This is a genomic window from Massilia mucilaginosa (assembly GCF_011682145.1).
GTDB lineage: Bacteria > Pseudomonadota > Gammaproteobacteria > Burkholderiales > Burkholderiaceae_D > Telluria_A > Telluria_A mucilaginosa.
Genome location: NZ_WHJH01000036.1, coordinates 1 through 14,420, shown reverse-complemented (window position 1 = coordinate 14,420; position 14,420 = coordinate 1). Strand labels below are relative to the sequence as shown.

General features: G+C 64.1%; 15 protein-coding genes, 1 tRNA gene and 1 pseudogene. 10 read left to right on the top strand and 7 right to left on the bottom strand.

Annotated features, from left to right (window positions below; translation table 11 throughout):
- Positions 1 to 51: 51 nt before the first annotated feature.
- Both F2P45_RS23185 and F2P45_RS23180 read left to right on the top strand, forming a co-directional pair.
- Positions 52 to 1,443 carry a thioredoxin family protein gene (locus F2P45_RS23185; protein ID WP_166880337.1) on the top strand — a complete coding sequence of 464 codons (1,392 nt, stop codon included), beginning with the start codon at positions 52 to 54 and terminating at the stop codon, positions 1,441 to 1,443.
- A 55-nt stretch (positions 1,444 to 1,498) separates the two neighbouring features.
- A pseudogene (locus F2P45_RS23180) lies at positions 1,499 to 1,774 on the top strand (transposase); the annotation flags it as partial.
- Positions 1,775 to 1,827: 53 nt separating this feature from the next.
- Here the strand turns inward: F2P45_RS23180 and F2P45_RS23175 are convergent.
- From F2P45_RS23175 to F2P45_RS23145, 7 genes are all read right to left on the bottom strand, one after another.
- Positions 1,828 to 2,268, bottom strand: a complete 441-nt coding sequence (locus F2P45_RS23175) for a hypothetical protein (protein ID WP_166880333.1) — start codon at positions 2,266 to 2,268, stop codon at positions 1,828 to 1,830.
- Between the two features lie 37 nt (positions 2,269 to 2,305).
- Positions 2,306 to 2,962, bottom strand: a complete 657-nt coding sequence (locus F2P45_RS23170; RefSeq protein WP_223164813.1) for a hypothetical protein — start codon at positions 2,960 to 2,962, stop codon at positions 2,306 to 2,308.
- 133 nt (positions 2,963 to 3,095) lie between these two features.
- Complete coding sequence (locus F2P45_RS23165; RefSeq protein WP_166880331.1) at positions 3,096 to 4,400, bottom strand: cation:proton antiporter; 1,305 nt, start codon at positions 4,398 to 4,400, stop codon at positions 3,096 to 3,098.
- A 122-nt stretch (positions 4,401 to 4,522) separates the two neighbouring features.
- Positions 4,523 to 6,409: a carbohydrate-binding module family 20 domain-containing protein gene (locus F2P45_RS23160; protein WP_166880330.1), complete on the bottom strand. Its 1,887-nt coding sequence runs from the start codon at positions 6,407 to 6,409 to the stop codon at positions 4,523 to 4,525.
- Between the two features lie 368 nt (positions 6,410 to 6,777).
- The gene (locus F2P45_RS23155; protein WP_166880329.1) at positions 6,778 to 7,926 is read right to left on the bottom strand and encodes a DUF1565 domain-containing protein; all 1,149 of its coding nucleotides are present in this window, start codon (positions 7,924 to 7,926) and stop codon (positions 6,778 to 6,780) included.
- Positions 7,927 to 7,961: 35 nt separating this feature from the next.
- Positions 7,962 to 8,035, bottom strand: a tRNA-Cys gene (locus F2P45_RS23150).
- Between the two features lie 124 nt (positions 8,036 to 8,159).
- The gene (locus F2P45_RS23145; protein ID WP_166880328.1) at positions 8,160 to 8,747 is read right to left on the bottom strand and encodes a hypothetical protein; all 588 of its coding nucleotides are present in this window, start codon (positions 8,745 to 8,747) and stop codon (positions 8,160 to 8,162) included.
- Between the two features lie 314 nt (positions 8,748 to 9,061).
- On the opposite strand from F2P45_RS23145, the gene F2P45_RS23140 reads away from it, so the two are divergent.
- The 8 genes from F2P45_RS23140 (at position 9,062) to F2P45_RS23105 (ending at position 14,320) form a co-directional block, all read left to right on the top strand.
- A complete protein-coding gene (locus tag F2P45_RS23140; protein ID WP_166880327.1) occupies positions 9,062 to 9,772 on the top strand; it encodes a GAF domain-containing protein in 711 nt (236 codons plus the stop codon).
- Positions 9,769 to 10,935 carry a sensor histidine kinase gene (locus tag F2P45_RS23135; RefSeq protein WP_166880326.1) on the top strand — a complete coding sequence of 389 codons (1,167 nt, stop codon included), beginning with the start codon at positions 9,769 to 9,771 and terminating at the stop codon, positions 10,933 to 10,935. Before F2P45_RS23140 ends, F2P45_RS23135 begins: the two co-directional genes overlap by 4 nt.
- Positions 10,932 to 11,201 (top strand): response regulator, encoded by a 270-nt coding sequence (locus F2P45_RS23130; protein WP_229505250.1) that lies wholly within the window; start codon positions 10,932 to 10,934, stop codon positions 11,199 to 11,201. Before F2P45_RS23135 ends, F2P45_RS23130 begins: the two co-directional genes overlap by 4 nt.
- A gap of 113 nt (positions 11,202 to 11,314) precedes the next feature.
- The gene (locus F2P45_RS23125; protein ID WP_166880325.1) at positions 11,315 to 11,656 is read left to right on the top strand and encodes an Hpt domain-containing protein; all 342 of its coding nucleotides are present in this window, start codon (positions 11,315 to 11,317) and stop codon (positions 11,654 to 11,656) included.
- 39 nt (positions 11,657 to 11,695) lie between these two features.
- Positions 11,696 to 12,154, top strand: coding sequence for a hypothetical protein (locus tag F2P45_RS23120; RefSeq protein ID WP_166880324.1), 459 nt, complete (start codon positions 11,696 to 11,698; stop codon positions 12,152 to 12,154).
- On the top strand, positions 12,138 to 12,500 hold the full coding sequence (locus tag F2P45_RS23115; protein WP_166880323.1) for a response regulator: 363 nt from the start codon (positions 12,138 to 12,140) through the stop codon (positions 12,498 to 12,500). Before F2P45_RS23120 ends, F2P45_RS23115 begins: the two co-directional genes overlap by 17 nt.
- 299 nt (positions 12,501 to 12,799) lie before the next feature.
- The gene (locus F2P45_RS23110; protein WP_166880322.1) at positions 12,800 to 13,540 is read left to right on the top strand and encodes a DUF4142 domain-containing protein; all 741 of its coding nucleotides are present in this window, start codon (positions 12,800 to 12,802) and stop codon (positions 13,538 to 13,540) included.
- A gap of 408 nt (positions 13,541 to 13,948) precedes the next feature.
- Positions 13,949 to 14,320 carry a contractile injection system protein, VgrG/Pvc8 family gene (locus F2P45_RS23105; RefSeq protein ID WP_166880320.1) on the top strand — a complete coding sequence of 124 codons (372 nt, stop codon included), beginning with the start codon at positions 13,949 to 13,951 and terminating at the stop codon, positions 14,318 to 14,320.
- Positions 14,321 to 14,420 lie beyond the last annotated feature (100 nt).

The window sequence follows — 14,420 nt, the reverse complement described above, 5'->3', positions numbered from 1 at the left end:
CCCCTGTTTTCGATATACTCTCGCCATTTTCAACACTCCCGGAAGCGGAATATGGCGAACGACGCTAACGCGCAGACAACCACCGTCATCGGCTGGCATCACGATGCCGACGCCGCTTTTGCCCAGGCCCGCGCCACGGCCAGGCCGGTGTTCCTGTACTGGGGCGCAGTGTGGTGTCCACCCTGCAACCGGCTCAAGGCGGCGCTCTTGTCGCAGCCAGGCTTTGCCACGCTGGCGCCTTCTTTCGTGCCGCTGCACATCGATGGCGATGCGCCGGGCGCGCAGCGCGGCGCCGATCGCCTGCAACTGCGCAGCTACCCGACCCTGGTGCTGTACCGCCCCGACGGCGCCGAAATCACGCGCCTGCCGTGCGAACTGACGGGGCCGCGCTTTCTTCACCTGCTGCAACTGGCGCTGGCGGCACCGTTCACCGCGTCGCAATCGCTGCAGGCTGCCTTGTCGGGCCAGCGCGCCCTGTCGGCCGACGAATGGCGCCTGCTGGCGTGCTATTCCTGGGATACCGACGAAGGCCAGCTGCTGGCCGGCCGCGACCTGGCCGCCACGCTGGCCATCTTGCGCGCGGCCTGCGACGAGCCCGTGTCGGCACTGCGCCTGGCCTGGCACGCGCTGCACGCGGCGCTGTCGGCCAAGGCCGCGCCGGACCCGCACGAGGCCACCGCCATGCTGCTGCGCACGCTGGCCGATCCGCAGACGGTGCTGGCGCAGGCCGACCTGGTGACCGGCTACGCGGTCGACCTGGTGCGCGCGCTGACGGCGCCGCAGTCGGCGCCGCGCCTGGCATTGACGGCGGCATGGGCGGACGCGCTGACGCAGCTGGAATCATCCGACGCCCTGAGTCCGGACGATCGGCTGTCCGCCTTGCGCGTACGGGTGCGCATGGCGCGCCTCGGCAGCCCTGTTGCCGGGCTGGAAGCGTCGCTGCGCGCGCGCGTCGGCACCGCACTGGCGGCCGCGCAGGAACCCGCGCTGCGCCATCAGGTGCTCAACACCGGCGCCGGCATGCTGGTCGACGCCGGCCTGCTGGAGGACGCCGACGCGGTCCTGCACGCGGCCCTGGCCAGTTCGCATGCACCGTTCTACTTCATGCACAACCTGGCGGGCATCGCCAAAAAACGCGGCGACACCGCAGCCATGCTCGACTGGTACCAGCGTGCCTGGGAACAAAGCAGCGGCCCCGCCACGCGCCTGCAATGGGGCGCCACCTTCCTGCTGGCGCTGCTCGATGCCACAGCGGCCGACGCGGCCCGCATCGGGGCAGCTTGCGCCGCGCTGCTGCCCGAGCTGGACGGCATGCTTGACGCCAACTGTCGCCGCAACGGCACCCAGCTCAACCGCATGTTGAACAAGCTGATCGGCTGGAATGGTGCCAGCGAGCAAGTCGAAGCGTTAAAAATATCCTTGTCGGCGCACGTCAAGCGATAAATTTGGGGAACCTGTTCCAGATCAGACCCTCAAACGCTATTTGAGGTGAAAGACGATGGCACGACCCGAGTTCGCGAGCGACGTTTCGCGCGAAGAGTTTGAAGAAGTACGCGGCATGCTGGAAGCGGCGCGGCGCAAGACGCGTCCGCGCAAGCACGATCTGTACGATGTGTTTTGCGCCGTGCTGTACTTGCTGGAAACCGGCAGCGCCTGGCGCGGCGTGCCGCAGGGCTTCCCGCCCTGGCGCACGGTGCATGAATACTTTACCCAGTGGACCTCGGTGCGGCCCGGCGAACCGATGTTGCTGGAGCTTGCGCTGGAGCAGGTCGGCCGCCCGGCCACCGTCGCGGCCCTGCACAAGGTACTGGGGCGCCGCTAGCTGGCTCAGCCACCCGCAGCGCTTGCAGGCGCCGCGGGTGCCGCTGCGGCTGCCTTTTCGAACGTCACTGTTTTTTCATCGATGAAAAAGGTGCCGACCGGCTGCCCCAGCGCGGCCGGCTTCGGCTCGGCCAGCTGGGTGCAGGTGAGCGTGTCGATCTGGATCAATTCGCCGCTCGAGCGCACCGAATACACATCGTCGCCGTTCGAGAACAGTTCGACCGACACCTCGTCGAGCGCTACGCTTTCCATCGGAAACGCGCGCTGGCATTCCGGCATGTGCGAGGTCACCAGCGTGAGCGTCATTTCCTTGTTCCAGAAATATTCCTGCTCGGCGCGCACGGTGATCACGTGCTCGTTGCTGCTCTCGGTAATGTAGTAGGTGGCCGAGCCCTTGATGCAGCCGGCCAGCAGCAACGGCGTCAGTACAATCGCGAACCTGCGCATGATCGCTTCCCTGTGGAGTAATGCCAGCAAGTATAGATCAGAACTCGGTGCCCATGGTCAACGAAACGCCCGCGCGGCGCGGCCTGGGCAGCGTGCTTTTGAACTCCGACGAACGGCGCGACACGCGCAGTTGCAGGAACCAGGGGCCGTGCTGCGCGGTGCGCGTGTAAGGAAAATGGAAGCGCATGCCGGCGCTCAGGGCGCGTACGATATTGCGCCGGCCCGCCATGGCGTCGTCGCCGGCGTGGCGGCCGTTCAGGAAGGCATGTTGTTCGCGCATGCGCGCTTCCAGGCTGCCGAACGCGGCGCATTGCAGCCACGGCACCATGCAGGACGCGGACGATGGGAGCGATGAGGAAGCGAACGGCGCCCGGGGCGTGTCCAGGGCGTCGCGCGCCAGCAGGCGGGCCATGTCGAGCGGCGCGGCCGAGGCTGCGTCGGCCCCGAGCATGACGGCCAGGCCGCCCACCGCGTAGCTGCTGTCGTTGCCGTTGGCCATGCCCCACCAGGCGCCGGTGGACAGGCGCAGGTCGCGTCCGAGTCCGACTGCGGCCGGCCGGGTGATGCGGGTGGCCGCGCCGGTGTAGTAGCGCGGCGGCTCGCTCAGCCAGGCGCTGTCGGCGATGCCGAAGCGGGCCAGGTCGTCGGCGAAGCGCGGCTGCGCCATCGCGGCGCCGCAGGAAAGGGTGAGCATGGCGGCCAGCCACGCTAAAGATGCACTGGGTAAAGTAGCCATGACCGTCGCCGCCTCGTGAAAAAATACTACGGAGGAGTTCGATTGTAGGCCGGGCGCGCCGGCCCGGTTTGGCCTGGCGCATGGGCTGGCCTTACCCCCGCTTGCGCTTCCAGAAGCGCTCGAGCAGCGGCTTGACGCTGGTGCCGTGCACCAGGATCGAGAGCATGATGACGACCACCGTAATCTGGATCAGCTCGCGCGAGAGCGAGGCCGGCAGACCATGGTTGAGGGCGTACATCAGGTAATACAGCGAGCCGATGCCGCGCACGCCGAACCAGGCGGTGATGCCGCGGATGCGCATTGAGCTGTCCGAGCCGGCCAGGCCGATCATCACGCTCAATGGTCTTGCCACGGCGAACAGGAATACGGCCGTGCCGACGCTGCGCCAGTTCCAGTCGTGCATCGACACCATGCCGCCCAGCAGCAGCACCAGGGTCAGTTCCGACAGGCGCTCCAGGTGCTCCTTGAACACCAGCGATTCGGCGCTGACGGTCAGCGGCACCTCGACCGGCGGCGCTTCGGCGCCCGGGTCGTCGCTGGCTTTTTCGGCCACCAGCAAGCCCTGGCGGTCCTTGTGGGCGCCCGACAACACCAGTTCGGTCTGGCGCAAGGCCACGCCGGCGAAGAACACGGCCAGGAAGCCCCAGGCCACCAGCACCACGCTCAGGCCGTAGACCACCGCGATCAGGCCCAGGCCGACCAGGTCGTCGAGCACTTCGTGCTTCGGGTCTTTGCCGCGCAGCATCCATCCGATGCGGCCCAGCGCCGCCCCGCCCAGGGTGCCGATGGCGATCGCGGCCAGGGTGGCCCAGAGCACGTCGACCAGCACCCAGCGCCAGCCGAAGTCGCCCAGTTCATGGGCGCCGAGCAATCCCAGGCCCAGCATCACGAACGGAAAGGCCGAGCCGTCATTCATGCCCGCTTCGCTGGTGAGGGTGAAGCGCAGCCTGTCGCGGTCGTCCGGATGGCGCACCTGGACGTCGGTCGCCAGCACCGGGTCGGTGGGGGCGAGGATGGCGCCGAGCAGCACGCCGGCGCCCAGCGGCAAGTTCAATACGGTGTAGCAGAAGGCGGCGATCAGGCCGACTGTCAGGCTCATCGAGACCCAGGCCAGGCGGAAGGCCGGCATCCAGCGCTGGCGCGAGATCGGCACCGGCATCTTGACCCCGGCCGAGAACAGCGACACCAGCACGGCGATTTCGGTGAGGGTTTCGAGCAGGTGCGACTGCTCGACCGGACTGAAGGAAAAGATGCCCAGCACCATCGGCCCCAGAACCAGCCCGACGCCCAGGTAGACGATCGCCGAGGTGAACGGCAGGCGCGCGATGCTGGTGGCCATCAGGCCCCGCGCCAGCATCAGGCAGCCGATCAGGATGAACCAGTGGATAGTTGTCATGGGGAGCTTCGGCGCGCATGTGAGGGGAGAGGCGTGGGCCGATTCTACAGACTACTACTGTTTCCCCTCGCCCTGTTGCCGTACGGATTGCCCTCGCGCCCTCCTTGCCTTAGCTCGGGCTTTTAAAACGCAAAACTCCCGGCATCGAGCACCAGCGCCGCCGCACCGCACGCCGGGGTAGTCGCCTGGCGATTGCCGCTGGCGCTCGCTTGCTTGCGTTCCCACACGTCGGCCAGCGTGCCGTGCTTGAGGAACTTGTACTCGATCGCGCTCGATGGCGGCAGCATGATCGTGCGCGCCCATGCCGCATTCGCGCCCGTGCCGACAATCGCCAGCTGGTTGCCGTTGGTCGCGCTCCAGTTGCCGAGTTCGTTGCGGTTGCCCGTCACATGCAGGTTCTGTCCGGGCACGGTATTGGCGTTGGCCACGCGGAAGGTCACCGCCACCGTGACGCAGGCCGGCGGCGTGGTGCCGCCGCCGCCCACTTTCTGGTTCACATGCAGGGCCAGGGCCGGCACACTGGCGCCGCCATTGCCCGCGATACTCACAGTGACGATACCGTTGCTGCCTACCGTCACGCTGTCGCCGCTGCACGCTGTCTGCGCGGCATTGAGCTTGCCTGTCACGACGTTGCAGTAGGTGCCGACGGGCAGTAGCGTCTGCAGGGACGCATTCCACGCTGCGCCATCATTGTTGATCGCGACAAACCCTTTGCTGCCGCGCGCGAAGGCAATCTGGTTCGGCGTGCCGTTGACAAAATGGTCGACGCCTTGCCCGCTCGTGGTCGCCCGGAAACCGACCATATTGGATATATCCGACCAGCGGTGGATGAAATCCCACGACTGGTTGATCAGCGGATTGCCGTTGGCATCGAACGGGCTCGCTCCCGGCGGTCCCTGGTCGTAGCTGTTGAAGCGAAAGCCCGAATGCACTTGCGCGTGTCCGTACGGCCATGCCAGCATGAAAATATTCGCCAGGTCATAGCGCTTGCTGCCTTGGGTATCGTTGGGCTGCCCCGCTACATCGTTGCTGGCGACCAGAGAACTGCCGTTGCGTTCGGTGTCCCAGTTGTTGACGAACACGGTCGCCTTGTCGCTCGGCACAAATCCCCAGCTTCCACCCCAGTTGCCGGGCGTGCCCATGAGGTTGCGGATCTGCGCCAGGCTGGCGCCATTTTCGTTGCGGAACACCGCCTTCAGGGCGTACGCGTACTGGAATTCGTTCAGCGTGCCATTGCCGAAGTAGCCCGAGCGCACCACGTTGCTGTCGGGGATGACCTCCTGCGTCAGCCACAGTGCTTCGCCCGAGGTGGTGGTGCGCTGGGTGCCGGCCAGGATGGCGCCGATGTCGCCCGGCGCCATGTGCTTGGCGGCGTCGACGCGCAGTCCATCGACGCCCATCGCCACCAGTTTGTTGAAGAAGGTACGCACCTGGCCCTGCACGTAGCTGCTCTCCGTCTTGAGGTCGGGCAGGCCGCTCAGGCGGCAACTGGTGACGCTGTTGCGGTTGCCCGGCGCGCCGTAGTCGCCGCCCTGGATGTCGCAGGCGGGATGGAAATCCTGGCCGCTGAAGTTGGGGTACGTCAGCGACGTCGCGCTCCACACCGAGCCATTGGTGGCGCTGCCGGCGCCGGCCGCCATGTGGTTCACCACCACGTCCGCATACACCCGCACTTTGGCGGCGTGGCAGCTGTTGATCATGGATTGGAATTCGGCTTCGGTGCCCATATTGCTGTTCAGCGAAGTGAAGTTGACGGGCTGGTAGATATCCCACCACGTGCCGAGGCTGGCCGACGCCTGCGGGGGCGATACCTGGACCGCGCCATAGCCCTGCGGGCCGAGCCAGTTGCTGCACTCCCGGGCAATGTCATTCCATTTCCAGCGGAACATTTGAACCGAGGTGTCCGGGGCGTTGAAAACGGCCGCGCCGGCCTGGCCGACGGCTGCGCCGCACAGGATGCCGGCGGCGATGAGGGAGCGGACCAGCGGGGATATGCGAGGTGATGTCATGTTGCTTCCTTATGGTTTTTGGTCGTGGAATGCACAACAGCTACAGCGACGGTATGCGTACCCATCTGTCTCCTTGCATGGGATACGGCCGTTTGAAACGAGGACGGCGATGCGGCGCCGGGTGGGCGCCGTCAGCAGGCGGCGGGCTTTGCCCGCTTGATCTCTCAATTGAAAATGTAGCACAACTACATTGAAGGTAAACTGCAATCGATGAGATGTTTCATTTGCTTGGCGATTCACGGCGGTTTTTGAATGAATTCGTGATTTTGTGTAGCAAATCTACATCAGCACATCACTTTCAAAAACAAAAAAGCCGGGGACTCATCCCCGGCTTGCGCCACGCCGTACATGGATTTGTGGCGCGCTCGCTAGCGTTGGAAAGCCCCGATATCGATAGCGCCGTTCCTGGCGCGCGGCTTGCCGGCGATGTCGGCCGCGGCCGCATGTTCGCTGGTGCCGTGGCCGACCCCGGGCGAGCCGGCGCGCAGGCGGAAGTCGGGCAGTCCACCTTTGCCGTAGCGCATGAACTGGGGCGCTTGCGCCACCGTGCCGAGATGCTTGAGGCCATTGTTCAACTGCCAGTCGGCGGCGGCGTTCAGATACACCAGGTTGTTGCGGTAGCTGTTGTTGGGGCCGGTCGATCCCTGTTCCGAAATGCCGTATTTGTTGTCGTAGACAATGTTGTTGTGGACGTTGGTGAAATCGTTCGGCCCCTTGATGTAGTAGGGGTCGCCGCCGCCGACCAGGATCCCGGTCATCGAGCGCGCGATGGTGTTGTGGCTGACGACGACGCTGGTGGCGTCGTGCCACATCTGGATGGCCGCGCCGCCGATGGCGTACAGCACATTGTTGGTGACGCTGCCGGTGGTGCTCATGTTGATGCCCTGCACAAAACGGCAGTCGGTGGGGCCGATATCGTGCACCAGGTTGCCGCTGACCGTGCCCAGGTGGCCCTTGTAGTAGCTGTCGACGCTGATCCCGGCGGCGCCGGCGCTGGTGCAGGGCACGTCCTGGCCGACATGGTGCACGTGGTTGTTGCGGATCTGCGAGTCCGAACCGGCGCTGTAGATGCCGTAGGTCCAGCGCACGCCGCCGTGGGCGTTGCGTCCGTCGATCTGGAAGCCGACGATGTCGACGAAGTTGCCGCGGTTTTCCCACGCCATCTTGGTCAGCGAACCGCGCGGCGGCACCAGGCGGGCGCCGCCGCGAACGGTGGAGACGTACGCAATGCGCCGTCCCGCGCTGCCGCTCATGGTGGTGCGAAAGCCGCCCGAGTACAGGCCCGGCGCCACGTGCACGGTGGTGCCGGGCAGGGCCACCCTGGAGGCGCGCACGATGGTTTCGAAAGGCTGGGCCGCGGTGCCGGGATTGGCATCGGAGCCGTTGCTCGCGACGTAGTAGTTGTAACTGGTGGGGACGGGCGCCGCGGCCGGGGCGGCGGACGCGGCCAGCGGCAGGGCCAGGCCGGCAAGCAGCGCGGCCGGCAGAAGTGGGTGGGGGGGCCTGGATCGGTTCATCAACAAAGTCCTTTTCGCCGGATCGTGCTGGAAGGTGGAGGCGGATGCCGGAATCGAACCGGCTTCCCCAGCGTTGCAGACTGGTGCATTGCCATTTTGCTACTCCGCCATGAAGCTAGTGTCCACCCGCGCCGTTCCCCGCTGTGCCGACTGGATCAAACAAACTGTTTGTCCTGCAGCCAAAGAAAAGCGGCCCTCGCGGGGCCGCTTGTGCCGGCTTGACAAGCTGCCGCCTACTGCGCGACGGCCTTGTCGTCGGCGCCGGTGGCGCCGCCTTCGGCACGGCTGTAATTGTTGATCACATAGCCGCTGGCGAGGTTGGCCACGCGGGTCAGCATCAGGTTGTCGTGCACGCCCAAGGCAAAGCCGGCCGCCATGGCGCTGGCGCGCTGGAAGAATTCGGGATTGGCGACCGTGCGGCCCTTGTTGTCGGTAATGTTCAGGCGCAGCAGCACGCCGGAACTGCCCGCCAGCGGCCCCAGGAAAAAGCGCTTGGCGCCGCGCTTGAAGCTCATCTGCTCGATGACCGGCTGGATCACCAGGGTGCGGCCGTTGGCCTTGCGCGCGTTCCACTCCAGCAGCGACGCCGACAAGTCCTTTTGAATATTCGCTTCGATCTTGTGCAGGCCATCCGGATCGGGCTTGACATCGGGTCCGAACAGCACCGGCCGCACCTCGATCCGGGCGAATGCCGAAAACGCTTCGGATGGCGGCGGATTACTGGTCGAAGACGCCTTGATCCTGGTGCCGCCGCAGCCTTGCAGCAATGCCGCACCAAACAGGCATGAAGCCAACAGCAATGCTTTGGAGGTGATGTTCATGTGATTCCTTCGAGTCGTCGTTTTTGTCAGGGCCGGCAGGTGCGGTCAGTGGCGATAATATAGTAAACCCATCAGCATTCCCTAATATATAACTTCCTGACGGAAACACAACACAGGGTCCGGGCAAGGCGGGCGGGTGCCGGTACGGGCGGGTGTAAGCGACACCATGGACCAAGAGAATCAGGTATATTTCATTGTTACCGATAGCTATCGGAATCGTAAGCGGAAGATAGCGGCGGGACTGCGCCAGACGTGTATTGAACGCCCTTGGCTGGATTGTCCGGGGGCCGGCGCCATACCTGGAAACCATTATCTTGCTTGATGCCCCAGTCCGCGCCGATGAAAGCGCGCGCATGGCTGCGCTGTGCGGCCTGAATATCCTCGATGCGCTCCCCGAGGAGCGCTTCGACCGCATCACGCGCACCGCGCAGCGCGCATTCGACTGCCCGATCGCCCTGGTCACCCTGGTCGACAGCGAGCGCCAGTGGTTCAAATCTCGGATCGGTCTCGATGCGCCGCAAACGCCGCGCAATATCTCGTTCTGCGGCCACGCGATCCTGTGCGAATTTCCCTTCATTATTCCCGACGCGGCCGCCGACCCGCGCTTTGCCGACAATCCGCTGGTGCTCGGTGCGCCGCATATCCGCTTTTATGCCGGCATTCCCCTGCGCGCCGATACCGGCGCGCTGGTCGGCACCCTGTGCCTGATCGACCGCGTGCCGCGCAGCTTTTCCGACGACGATCTGGCCACCCTGTGCGACCTGGCGCAATGGGCCGAACTCGAACTGAATGTCTACACCATCACGCAGGCCACCCGGATCAGCCGCGAAAAGGAAGCGCGCCTGCAGGCCATCGTGGAAAACGCGGGCGACGCCATCATCACCATCGACGATCACGGCCTGGTCGAAACCTTCAATCCCGAGGCGCAGCGCCTGTTCGCTTACCGGCCGCACCAGATTATCGGCAAGCCATTGAGCATGCTGATCGCGCGCCATTACCGCGCCGCCGCAATGCCGATGAAATGAAACGCCTGAACCGGCGCCTGGCGGAAACGCTCAGCCTGCAGCAGGCGATCTTGAACAGCAATAACTACGCCATCATTTACGTCAATGCGCATGGCCAGGTCATCATGTTCAACGACGGCGCCCAGCGCATGCTCGGCTATTCCGAAGCCGAGATGCGCACCCAGGCCTCGCTGCTGGTGCTGCACGACCCGGCCGAACTGGAAGCGCGCGTGCATGCGCTCTCCCTCGAACTGGGGCGCCCGATCCGCCCCGGCCCCGAGATGTTCATTGCCAAGGCGCGCGAGCGCATTCCCGATGAAGCGGAATGGACGTATATCCGCAAGGATGGCAGCCGCCTGCCGGTGCTGCTGTCGATTTCCGCCGTCTGGGATGACGAACATGCGCTGTCCGGCTTCGTCGGCATTGCGCAGGACATCAGCGAACGCAAGAAAATGGAAAGCATGAAAAATGAATTCATTTCCACCGTCTCGCATGAACTGAGAACCCCGATGACCTCCATCAAAGGCTCGCTCGGACTGCTGGCGGGCGGCGCGGCCGGCGAGATCCCGGTGCGCGCCAAGGTGCTGCTCGATATCGCCAGCAAGAATTGCGACCGCCTGGTGCGCCTGATTAACGACATTCTCGATGTCGAGAAAATCGAATCCGGGAACATGCGTTTCGAGCCGGTGCTGCAACCCTTGCTGCCGCTGGTCGAGCAAGCCATCGCCGCCACCCACGCCTTTGCCTCGCCCTTCCGCGTCAGTTTCGATTTGCGCTCGGAAAACGGCGAATTGATGATCGCCGCCGATTCCGACCGGCTGATCCAGGTGATCGTCAACCTGCTCTCGAATGCCGCCAAATTCGCGCCGGCCGGCGGCGTGGTCGGGGTGCGCTTGCTGCGCCTGCCGGGCCATGCGCGCCTGTCGGTCACCGATCATGGCCCGGGTATTCCGCTTGAGTTCCGCGACCGCATTTTCCAGAAATTCGCCCAGGCCGATGGCTCGGACAGCCGCCCGAAAGGCGGCACCGGCCTCGGTCTGAATATCTCGAAGGCGATCATCGAACGGCACCGCGGGCCCATCGGTTTCGTCAGCGAATGCGGCGTGCGCACCGAATTTTTCTTTGAACTGCCGCTCGCGGCGCCGGCGCCATCAGCGCCTTCTTCCAGGACGCCCCTTTCATGACCGACCTCTCCCTTGTCCTGTACGTCGAAGACGATGCCGATATCCAGACCGTGGCACGGATGGCGCTCGAAATGGTCGGCGGCTTCACCTTGCGCACCTGCGGCTCCGGGCGCGAAGCGCTGCTGGCGGCCGCCGAATGCAAGCCGGACCTGCTCCTGCTCGACGTCATGATGCCGGGGATGGATGGCCCGACGACCCTGGCCGAATTGCGCAAGCTGCCCAATACCGGCACCACCCCGGTGATTTTCATGACCGCCAAGGTGTAGGCCAGCGAAGTGGCGCATTACCGCTCGCTGGGCGCCATCGGCGTGATCGCCAAGCCGTTCGATCCGATGCAGTTGCCGGTGCAGGTGCGCGCATTGTGGGACGAGGCCATGGCATGAGCACGCCAGGCGACCTGCAAGCGAAGCTGGCCTTGCTGGCGCAGGGATTCCGCACGCGCCTGCCGGCCCGTTTCGAGCAGATGCATGCCGCCTATGCGCTATGCCGGAACGATGCGACCGACAGCGCGCACTGGCAGGAACTGTACCGCTTGTTACACTCGCTGGGCGGCGCGGCCGGCACCTTCGGCGCGCCCCACATGGGTCTGGCGGCGCGCCGCATCGAAGAAAAAATCAAAACGGTGCTTGCCCAAAACGATTGCAGCATTGAAAATCTGAATGACATCGGCGCCGCTCTGGCAGCCCTTGTGCAAATGACGCCGCCTGCGCCGGCATCGTAAAGACAGATCAGGCGGTAACAGGACCAGGACCGGGACATCATGGATACATCGACGATTTACAGCAAGACTTCCAAAGGCATGACGGAGCTGAAAAACGGGTGCAAGAATCTGTCCCGCGATCCGGCCCGCGTGCTATCGATGATTAACGGACGCTCGAGCGTGCGCGATTTTCTCGCGCTCGGCGGGATGCCGCTCGACAAGCTCGTCAGCGAACTCGACGCGCGCACCAGGCAGTGCCTGGTGCGCGTGTTCGGCGGCTCTCAGCAAACCCTGCCCGCGGCCCGGCAGCAGGTGGCCTTGCACGATGACGGGTTCGACTTTTCGGAAACCCTGCCGACCCTCGAAGTGACCGAGCTGAGCCCGCAAGAAAGCGTGGAAGACTGGGCCCAGGCGCGGCGCGGCCGAGTTGAAAAATACCGGCTTCTATTCGTACGGGAACAAGGCGCAATTAGGCGAAAGCAAACATGCGCTGACCGCCCTGGTGGTCGAAGACGATGAGGAACTGGCGGAACTGCTGGTGGTGCTGCTGAGCGAGAAGGGCTTTACCGTGCACGCGGCCGGCAACATGAACGATGCGCTGGCGGTGGTGCAAACCGCGATGGCGCCCGATCTGGTGCTGCTCGACATCGTCTTGCCCGGTCTTCCGGGCAAGGATGGCTTCGACCTGCTGGCCGCGATCCGCCGCAACGAGGGCTGGGCCAAGGCGCCGGTGGTGATGGTGACCTCGGAAGTCTCCGACGACCAGGTCATGAAAGGCTTAAAGGCCGGTGCCGATGCCTACATTTTCAAACCCTTCAAATGGGAAACGCTGTATTCCTGCATCCAGAGCGTGGTCGGGATCTGAGGCTGCCAAAAAACGGCCGGCTTGCCGCCACGGCGGGCCGGCCGGCTTGTCACCCGCGCGCGGCAGCGCAGACCTTTCATCACCGCCAGCGCGCACCGTCTCTCATCCCATTCTCGCTGTTCATCTCTTCGTCGTCTCTGCGTTTGTCCCCTTGCGAACATAGCGCTCGCTGCGATTCATCGCCAGCCAGAAAGTAAGCTTGCGTGTTGGCTACCGAGCGCTCGGAAAACGCCTACACGGCTAGACTGGCTTCACAGCGTTATTGTTTCAATGACACTATATCTATTCGAGGAGATCCCATGCTGAAAACGACGTTGATCAAATGTGTACTGGGCGCCGCCGTTGCCACCGCGTTCGCCATGCCGGTAAGCAGCTACGCCCAGACGGGTGCGGCGACCATGAACACCCCCGCAGCGAGCGCGCTGAACAAGGCGGACCAGAAAATCGTGGCCGACATGGCACGTGCCAACATGGCTGAAATCGAAGCAGGCAAGCTGGCGCTGTCCAACAGCCAGAATGCGCAAGTGATCAGCTTCGGCCAGCAAATGATTGACGACCACACCAAGGCGCTGAACGATGTGACGCAACTGGCGCAAACCAAAGGCGTCACGCTCCCAACCGAACTCGACAGCAAGCACAAGGCGATGGCGGCCAAGCTGGCCAAGCTGAAGGGCGATGCCTTCGACAAGGCCTACATGGCCCAGGCCGGCGTGGGCGACCACAAGGCCGTACATGCGGCGCTGAAAAAATTCGAAGCCCAGGCCAAGGATCCGGATGTCAAAGCCCTGGCCGCCAAAATGCTGCCCACGGTCGAACAGCACCTGCACAGCGCCAGCGACCTCGCCGGCGCCAAGGGCGGCGCCAAAGGCAGCAAAGCCCTGGTGACGGGCGAAGCGAATGATCACACGTCGCCAGCCGGTGCAGCCCACGGCGCGGGGCATGGCGCAGCCAAGGTCGGCGCCAAAACACCGGCCCCGGCCGCTGGCGTCAAGCCGCCGGTGGTGGGCGCGGCGAACGAGCAGAACGCGGGCAAGCGCTAAGGCATTGACCATCAGTGCGCGCCGGTGCAGCAAGCGCCGGTGCGTGCTGTGAGACCGTTTGCATCACTCAACGCTGGCACGCACTATTTTCCGTTCACCATTCCTCACTGTTGTTCGCTTTACTTCATCCCCAAGCGTGTCATCGCCAAGCTTGGCGCGCCTTCTGTTTGTCGTATTTATCGCACGAACCCCCTCCTGTTTGAGTCCCGCTGGCAAGTACGGCAGGCGCAATTTAAATTCCATATAGAAACGTTGCGCTCGATCATCTGAACGATGAAATGCGAAGACTAAAGTCAGACATCAGCAATCGCCAATCGTTCACATTTTCGGGATACTCATGTCAGCCGCCATCATCATTGCTCCCTGTCGTAGCCCGCTCCATGAGCTGACGCAGGGGAGGACGCCGGCATGAGCGAAGCGCCGAACACCCTGCGCGACCTCATCAGCGATCGCCAGCACGACCGCCTGCTGCGGCTCTCGTTTCCGCACGACGACGGACCGGCGGCGCAGTTGCTGGTCAACGCGATCGAGGCATCGGAAGGATTGTCCCGGCCATTCGACTACATTGTCGAGCTGCTGTCGGACGAACCGAATATCCCTCTCAAAAGCGTGCAGGGAAAGATGCTGTGCGTCCAGCTGGTGCGCAAGGATGGCAGCATGCGCTATTTCACCGGGCTTGTTTTCGGGTTCAGCCTGAAGACGGTGGACGGCGGTGTGTCGTACTACGAAGCTCGTCTGGGACCTTGGTATAACGTAACTATTCAGCCGCTATGCAACTGATGGGATAGGCGCGCCGACAAATGCGCGCTGTAGCACTGCGAGCATGTTGTGGCCCTGTTTTCGCAGGGTATCGAGGCAAGAACGGATGACGCAGAAATGT